Below are 7,092 nucleotides of genomic sequence, written 5' to 3' on the forward strand. Positions count from 1 at the left end.
CAGCGCCTAGGCTCGGACCCGGGGCGCTGCCCGCGCCCGGCACCCGACGCACGAGGAGTGGACATGCCCACGCGCACCGCACGGACCGCCTGGAACGGCACGCTGCAGGACGGCGGCGGCCAGGTCGAGCTGTCGAGCTCGAAGGTCGGCACGTACGACGTCTCCTTCCCGAAGCGCGCGGCCGACGAGGCCGGCGGCACGACCAGCCCCGAGGAGCTCATCGCGGCGGCGCACTCGTCGTGCTTCGCGATGCAGCTGTCGGCCGACGTCGCCGAGGCGGGCGGCACGCCCGTCGCCCTCGAGGTGACCGCCGACGTGAGCCTCGGCCCGGACCCGGCGGGCGGCTTCCGCCTCACGGGCATCGCGCTGCACGTGCGCGGCGAGGTCGAGGGCCTGGACGCCGACGGGTTCCGCGCGGCGGCCGAGAAGGCCAAGGCCGGCTGCCCGGTGTCGAAGGCGCTCACGGGCGTCGAGATCACGCTGGACGCGACGCTCGAGCACTGACCCCCTGACCCGCCGCGAGGGCGGTCCGGCCGCGCGCCGGTCCGCCCTCGCGCACGTCCGGGCCCGGGACCTGGGTCCCGTGAGGTGAGCCTTGCCTCAGGTCTACGTTCGGCGACGTGGACCTGTGCACGCTGCCGCCCGGAGCGGCCGCCCGCGTCGTCGCCGTCGACCTCGAGGACGGGCCGCGCGTCCGTCTCCACGAGCTGGGGCTGCGCCCCGGCGGGGACGTCCGCGTGACGCACCGCGCCGCGTTCGGCGGGCTCGTGGTGGCCGTCGGCGCCGACCGGTTCGCGGTCGACGCGCGCACCGCCGCGCGCATCCGGGTCGCGGTCGGTCCCGTCGACGTCGCCCCCGCCCACCCCTCCCCGGCGGGGGCGACGTCGTGAGCTGCCACGAGCAGCCCGCGGGCGCCACGACGACGCTCGACGCACCGCTCGTCGTTCTCGTGGGCAACCCCAACGTGGGCAAGTCGACGCTGTTCAACGCGCTCACCGGCGCCCGGCAGCGCGTGGTCAACGCCCCCGGCACGACCGTCGAGCTGCAGACCGGCACGTGGCGCCCGGGGCCGTCCGCGGCCCGTGCCGAGCTGCGGCTCGTCGACCTGCCCGGCGCGTACTCGCTGGTGGCCCGCACGCCCGACGAGCAGGTGACCGCCGACGTCGTCGCCGGGGGCGGTGACCTCGGCCGGGCCGACGTCGCCGTGGTCCTGGTCGAGGCCGGGGCGCTCGCGCGCTCGCTGTACCTGCTGGGGCAGGTCGCGCGGCTCGGGCTGCGCGTCGTCGTCGGGCTCACGATGGTCGACGTGGCGCGCTCGCGCGGCATCGACGTGGACGCCGACGCGCTCGCGGGGCGCCTGGGCGTGCAGGTCGTGGCCGTGCACCCGCGCAGCGGCCGCGGCGCCGACGCGCTCGCGCAGGCCGTGCTGACGACGCTGCGCGACCCCGACGCGGGCCACGTGCTGCTGCCCCCGGCCGCGCCCGCCGACGCCGTGGCGGGCGCCGAGCCCTCGCCCGACGAGGTCGAGGCCCTGTTCGCGTGGGTCGACGAGCACGTCCGCGCCGTCGGCGGCACGCCGCCCGCGGGCGTGCGGACCCGCTCGGACCGCATCGACCGCGTGCTGCTGCACCCCGTCGCGGGCGTCCCCGTGTTCCTCGGGGTCATGTGGCTGCTGTTCCAGCTCGCGACCGCGGCCGCCGCGCCGATCATGGACGGCGCGGAGCGCCTGGTCACGGGGCCGCTGGCCGACGGCGTGACGGCCGGGCTCGACGCGCTGCACGCACCCGCGTGGCTCGTCGGCCTGCTGGTCGACGGCGTGCTCGCGGGCGTCGGCACGGTCGCGTCGTTCGTGCCGCTCATGGCGATGATGTTCGTCGCGGTCGCGCTGCTCGAGGACTGCGGGTACCTCGCGCGCGCCGCGTTCGTCGCCGACCGCGCGATGCGCGCCATCGGGCTCGACGGGCGCGCGATGCTGCCGTTCGTCGTCGGGTTCGGCTGCAACCTGCCCGCGCTCGCGGCGACGCGCACGCTGCCCCACGCGCGCCAGCGGCTCATGGTCGGTCTGCTCGTGCCGTGGACGTCCTGCCCCGCGCGCCTGACCGTGTACGTCCTGCTGTCCTCGATCTTCTTCCCCGGGCAGGCGGGCACGGCGAACTTCCTCATGTACGTCGCGAGCATCGGGCTGGTCGTGCTGGGCGGGCTGCTGCTGCGCGTCACGCTGTTCCGCGACCTGCGGCGCGAGCCGCTCGTGCTCGCGCTGCCCGCCTACCAGCGCCCGCGGCTGCGCGCGCTGGCGGTGTCGACGTGGACGCGGGTGCGGTCCTTCCTCACCAAGGCCGGGCAGGTCATCGTCGTGACGCTCACGGTCGTGTGGGTCGCGCTCGCGGTCCCGGTGGTCGGCGGGCACGCGGTCGGCGACGTGCCGGTCGCCGACTCGCTGTACGGGCGCGCGGCCGAGGCGGTGGCGCCCGTGCTGGCGCCCGCCGGGTTCGGCGACTGGCACGCGTCGGCCGCGCTCGTCACGGGCTTCGTCGCCAAGGAGGTCGCGGTCGGTGCGCTCGCGCAGGCGTACGCGGTCGACGAGCCCGACGACCCCGCCGCCTCGGGGGACCTGGGGGACCGGCTGCGCGCGACGTTCGAGGAGTCGTCGGGCGGGCACGCGGCCGCGGCCGCCGCGGCGTTCATGGTCTTCGTGCTCGCGTACACGCCGTGCCTCGCGACGGTCGCCGAGCAGTGGCGGCTGTTCGGGGCGCGCTGGACGCTCGGGTGCGTGGGGGTGCAGCTCGCGGTCGCGTGGCTGCTGGCGGTCGCGGTGTTCCGGGTCGGGGCGCTGCTGTGAGCCTCCTGGCCGACGTCGTCGCGGAGGCGGGTCGGGGTGCCGGGCCCGCGACGGTCGCGCGGCGGCTCGGCGTCGACGTCGGGCTCGTCGAGACCGTGCTCGACCACGCCGCGCGGGTCGGGCTCGTGCAGACGTCGTCGTCCGCGCTGGGGCGCACCGCGTGCCCGACGTGCCCGCCGCGCGAGCAGCGACCCGTGTCCTGCGCGGGCTGCCCGCTGACCCGCTGACGGTGCTCGTGCCGGACAGCGCGTGGACGCGGGTGTCGGGTCCTACGCGGGGGGTGGGACACTGCCGGGCGTGGCTGTGACGACCGGAACGCCCCCTGTCCGGGACGTCGTGCACGCGCTGCGCGACGTCGTGCGCGGGAGCGTCGACGACTCCTCCCGCCGGCGCGCCGAGTACTCGACGGACGCGTCCAACTACCGCGTCGTGCCGCAGGTCGTGGTGTTCCCGCGGGACACCGACGACGTGCTCGCGGCGCTGCAGGTCGCGCGCGAGACCGGCACGCCGCTGACCTCGCGCGGCGGCGGCACGTCGGTCGCGGGGAACGCCGTGGGCACCGGCATCGTCCTCGACTTCTCGCGGCACGTGAACCGCGTCCTCGAGATCGACCCCGACGCACGCACCGCACGTATCGAGCCCGGCGTCATCATGGCGCACCTGCAGAAGGCCGCCGCGCCGCACGGCCTGCGGTTCGGGCCCGACCCGTCGACGCAGGCCCGCGCGACGCTCGGCGGCATGATCGGCAACAACGCGTGCGGCCCGCGGGCCGTCGCCTACGGGCGCACGGCCGACAACGTCGTCGACCTCGACGTCGTCGACGGCACAGGACGACGCTTCACGGCGCGCGCCGGGGCGGGGTCGCTCGACGTCGTCCCCGGGCTCGACGGCCTCGTGCGTGCGCACCTCGACGTGATCCGTACCGAGCTCGGCCGGTTCCGCCGCCAGGTGTCGGGGTACTCGCTCGAGCACCTCGCGCCCGAGCACGGCACCGACCTCGCCAAGATGCTCGTCGGCACCGAGGGCACGCTCGTCACGCTGCTCGGCGCGACCGTGAACCTCGTGCCCGTGCCGTCGGCGCCCGTACTCGTCGTCCTCGGCTACCCCGACATGCCGACGGCCGCCGACGCGGTGCCCGCGCTGCTCGCGCACGCCCCGCTCGCGATCGAGGGCATGGACTCGCGGCTCGTCGACGTCGTGCGGCGCGTCAAGGGCGCGTCGGCCGTGCCCGACCTGCCGCCCGGCGCCGGCTGGATGATGTGCGAGGTCGGCGGCGCGACCCTCGACGAGGCGATGGCCACGGCGCGCGCGCTCGCGGCCGACGCCGGCACCGACGCCGTCGGCATCTTCCCGCCCGGGCCCGAGGCCGCGGCCATGTGGCGCATCCGCGAGGACGGTGCGGGCCTGGGCGGACGCACGCCGTCGGGTGCGCAGGCGTGGCCCGGGTTCGAGGACTCGGCCGTGCCGCCCGAGCGGCTCGGCGCGTACCTGCGCGAGCTCGAGGCGCTCATGGCCGACCACCGCGTCGACGGGCTCGCCTACGGGCACTTCGGCGACGGCTGCGTGCACCTGCGCATCGACATGCCGATGGAGCGCTCGGGCGGGCCGCTGCGCGCGTTCATGGAGGACGCCGCGACGCTCGTCGCGAAGCACGGCGGCTCGCTCTCGGGCGAGCACGGCGACGGGCGTGCGCGCTCCGAGCTGCTGCCCGTCATGTACTCGCAGCGCGCGATCGACCTGTTCGGCGCCGTCAAGGACCTGTTCGACCCGCGCGACCTGCTCAACCCGGGCGTCCTGGTGCGGCCGCGGCCGCTCGACGCCGACCTGCGCCGGCCCGCGGCGCGCGCGCTGCCCGCCGCGTCGGGCTTCTCGTTCGCGCACGACGGCGGGGACCTGACGACCGCCGTGCACCGGTGCGTCGGCGTCGGCAAGTGCCGCGCCGACAACCACGCCGCGGGCGGGTTCATGTGCCCGTCGTACCTCGCGACGAAGGACGAGAAGGACTCGACGCGGGGCCGCGCGCGCGTGCTGCAGGAGATGGCCAACGGGTCGCTCGTGTCGCGCGGCTGGTCGTCGGCCGAGGTGCACGAGTCGCTCGACCTGTGCCTGAGCTGCAAGGCGTGCTCGTCGGACTGCCCGGCGGGCGTCGACATGGCGCAGTACAAGGCCGAGGTGCTGCACCGCACCTACCAGGGCCGGCTGCGCCCCGTGAACCACTACGCGCTGGGCTGGCTGCCGCGCTGGGCGCGCCTGGTCACGGGCGTGCCGGGGCTCGCGGCGCTCGCCAACGCGGTGCTGGGCGTGCGGCCCGTCGCGAAGCTCGTGCTCAGGCTGGGCGGCATGGACACCCGTCGGAAGATGGTGTCGTTCGCGCCCGTGCCGTTCCGTGCGTGGGCCCGCCAGGACGGGCGGCGCGCGGGCGACGTGCGCGTGGTCGGGCGTCGCGACGCCGAGCGCGTCGCGCTGCCGGCCGAGACCGCGGGTGCCGGGGGTGCGGCGGCGGCCGACGACGCGACGGGCGGGGCCCGTGCCGAGCACGGTGCGCCGCGTCCGCCCGTGCTGCTGTGGACCGACTCGTTCAGCGACACGCTCGCGCCGTCGGTCGCGCACGCGGCCGTGGCGGTGCTGCGCGACGCCGGCTACGACGTGCTGGTGCCCGACCACGACGCGTGCTGCGGCCTCACGTGGATCAGCACCGGTCAGCTCGACGGTGCGCGCCACCAGCTCGAGCACCTGCTCGAGGTGCTCGGGCCGTTCGCGGTCAACGGCATCCCGATCGTCGGGCTCGAGCCGTCGTGCACGGCCGTGCTGCGCAGCGACCTCGTCGACCTGCTGCCCGACGACCCGCGGGCGACGGCCGTCTCCCGCGCGACCCGCACGCTCGCCGAGCTGCTGACCGCGCCCGCGCCGATCGGCCCGGGGGACCGGTGGCAGGTGCCCGACCTGTCGGACGTGACGGCCGTCGTGCAGCCGCACTGCCACCACTACTCGGTCATGACGTGGACCGCGGACCGTCGCCTGCTCACCGACGCGGGCGCGCAGTTCTCGACGCTCGCCGGGTGCTGCGGGCTCGCGGGCAACTTCGGCATGGAGAAGGGGCACTACGACGTGTCGGTCGCGGTGGCCGAGAACGCGCTGCTCCCCGCGCTGCGCGCCGCGGCGCCGGGCGACGTCTACCTGGCCGACGGGTACTCGTGCCGCACGCAGGCCGACCAGCTCGCGGGCGTGCAGGGCGTGCACCTGGCCGAGCTGCTCGCGTCCCACCTGCCCGCCGCGGCGTCGTCACCCGCCGCCACCGACTGACCCGCCCACCGCCGATCATGTGCCGCGCGCCCAGCGCGCGCTACGCCGCCGAGTGCGGCAGAACGCCACCGAGCGCGCCGGAAACGAGTACCGCGCTCGGCGGGGCGCGGCGGGGTCAGGCCTGGTCGAGCAGGGTGCGGACCGCGTCCTTGACGCGTGCGTCGAGCGGGGTGTCGCCGCTGCCCAGCAGGGCGTGCAGGAACAGGCCGTCGCCCACGAGCTGCACGAGGCGCGCGGTCACGGGGTCGCCGATCGCCCGGCGCAGGCCCGCGGCCCAGTCGTCGAGGTAGCGGGCCATGCGGTCGCTCGCGGGCGGGTAGGTGCCGAGCAGGCGCAGCGCCGCGAGCAGCGTGCGCTCCTCGGGACCGTCGGCGGTCTGCGAGCCGTCGAGGAACCAGCGCGCCGCGCCGTCGGGGTCGGGCGGGCACTGCGCGTCCGCTGCGGCGCCGCCCGCGTCGAGCCGGTCGAGCAGTCCCTCGAACAGGTCGTCCTTGCTGCGGAAGTGGTAGAGCAGCCCGCCCTTGGAGACGCCCGCGCGCTCGGCGACCGCGTCGAGCGTGGCGCCGCCGGGGCCGTCCTCGAGGAGGACGTCCTGCAGCGCGTCGAGGATGCGGTCGCGGGTGGGGGCCATGGGCGTCGAGCCTAGCGACGGAGATCACCTTGTGCACCGTCCGGACGGTCGACTACTATACCGGCTGGACGGTATAGCCGTTGTCGGGTGACGAGCCCGGCGACCCGGTCCGGGGAGTGGACCCGGCCCGTGTGCCCGACCCCCGGACCCGCCCGGTCAGCGCGGAACCGTGAAAGGACGTCACCGTGCCCACGCACGCGACCTCACCCACCCCCGACGCCGAGCGCGTCACCGACGCGGCGACCGCTACGACGTCCGGCACCGCGAGGCGCAGCGCGGCTGCGGCGGAGCGGAGCGCGGCGGCCGACCCGTCGTCCGT

Annotated in this window: 6 protein-coding genes; 5 read left to right on the forward strand and 1 reads right to left on the reverse strand. The window is 76.5% G+C overall.

Annotated elements, in window-relative coordinates:
• Nucleotides 1–63: 63 nt before the first annotated feature.
• From ATM99_RS05115 to ATM99_RS05135, 5 genes are all read left to right on the forward strand, one after another.
• The gene (locus tag ATM99_RS05115) at nucleotides 64–504 is read left to right on the forward strand and encodes an OsmC family protein (protein WP_062101854.1); all 441 of its coding nucleotides are present in this window, start codon (nucleotides 64–66) and stop codon (nucleotides 502–504) included.
• Between the two features lie 116 nt (nucleotides 505–620).
• Entirely contained in the window at nucleotides 621–890 is a 270-nt protein-coding gene (locus ATM99_RS05120) for a FeoA family protein (protein ID WP_062101846.1), read from the forward strand.
• On the forward strand, nucleotides 887–2,839 hold the full coding sequence (locus ATM99_RS05125; RefSeq protein ID WP_062101847.1) for a ferrous iron transporter B: 1,953 nt from the start codon (nucleotides 887–889) through the stop codon (nucleotides 2,837–2,839). Before ATM99_RS05120 ends, ATM99_RS05125 begins: the two co-directional genes overlap by 4 nt.
• The gene (locus ATM99_RS05130; RefSeq protein WP_062101848.1) at nucleotides 2,836–3,066 is read left to right on the forward strand and encodes a hypothetical protein; all 231 of its coding nucleotides are present in this window, start codon (nucleotides 2,836–2,838) and stop codon (nucleotides 3,064–3,066) included. Before ATM99_RS05125 ends, ATM99_RS05130 begins: the two co-directional genes overlap by 4 nt.
• Before the next feature lie 70 nt (nucleotides 3,067–3,136).
• Entirely contained in the window at nucleotides 3,137–6,142 is a 3,006-nt protein-coding gene (locus tag ATM99_RS05135; protein WP_062101855.1) for an FAD-binding and (Fe-S)-binding domain-containing protein, read from the forward strand.
• Between the two features lie 115 nt (nucleotides 6,143–6,257).
• Here ATM99_RS05135 and ATM99_RS05140 read toward each other — a convergent pair whose 3' ends face one another.
• Nucleotides 6,258–6,773, reverse strand: a complete 516-nt coding sequence (locus tag ATM99_RS05140) for a TetR/AcrR family transcriptional regulator (protein WP_062101849.1) — start codon at nucleotides 6,771–6,773, stop codon at nucleotides 6,258–6,260.
• Between the last annotated feature and the right edge of the window lie 319 nt (nucleotides 6,774–7,092).

The sequence above is a fragment of the Cellulomonas sp. B6 genome, assembly GCF_001462455.1.
Lineage (GTDB): Bacteria > Actinomycetota > Actinomycetes > Actinomycetales > Cellulomonadaceae > Cellulomonas.

What these genes read in the sequence shown, in the direction of transcription:
- ATM99_RS05115 (WP_062101854.1), top strand. Translation starts at nt 64, where the DNA reads ATGCCCACGCGCACCGCACGGACCGCCTGGAACGGCACGCTGCAGGAC.
- ATM99_RS05140 (WP_062101849.1), bottom strand. Translation starts at nt 6,773, where the DNA reads ATGGCCCCCACCCGCGACCGCATCCTCGACGCGCTGCAGGACGTCCTC.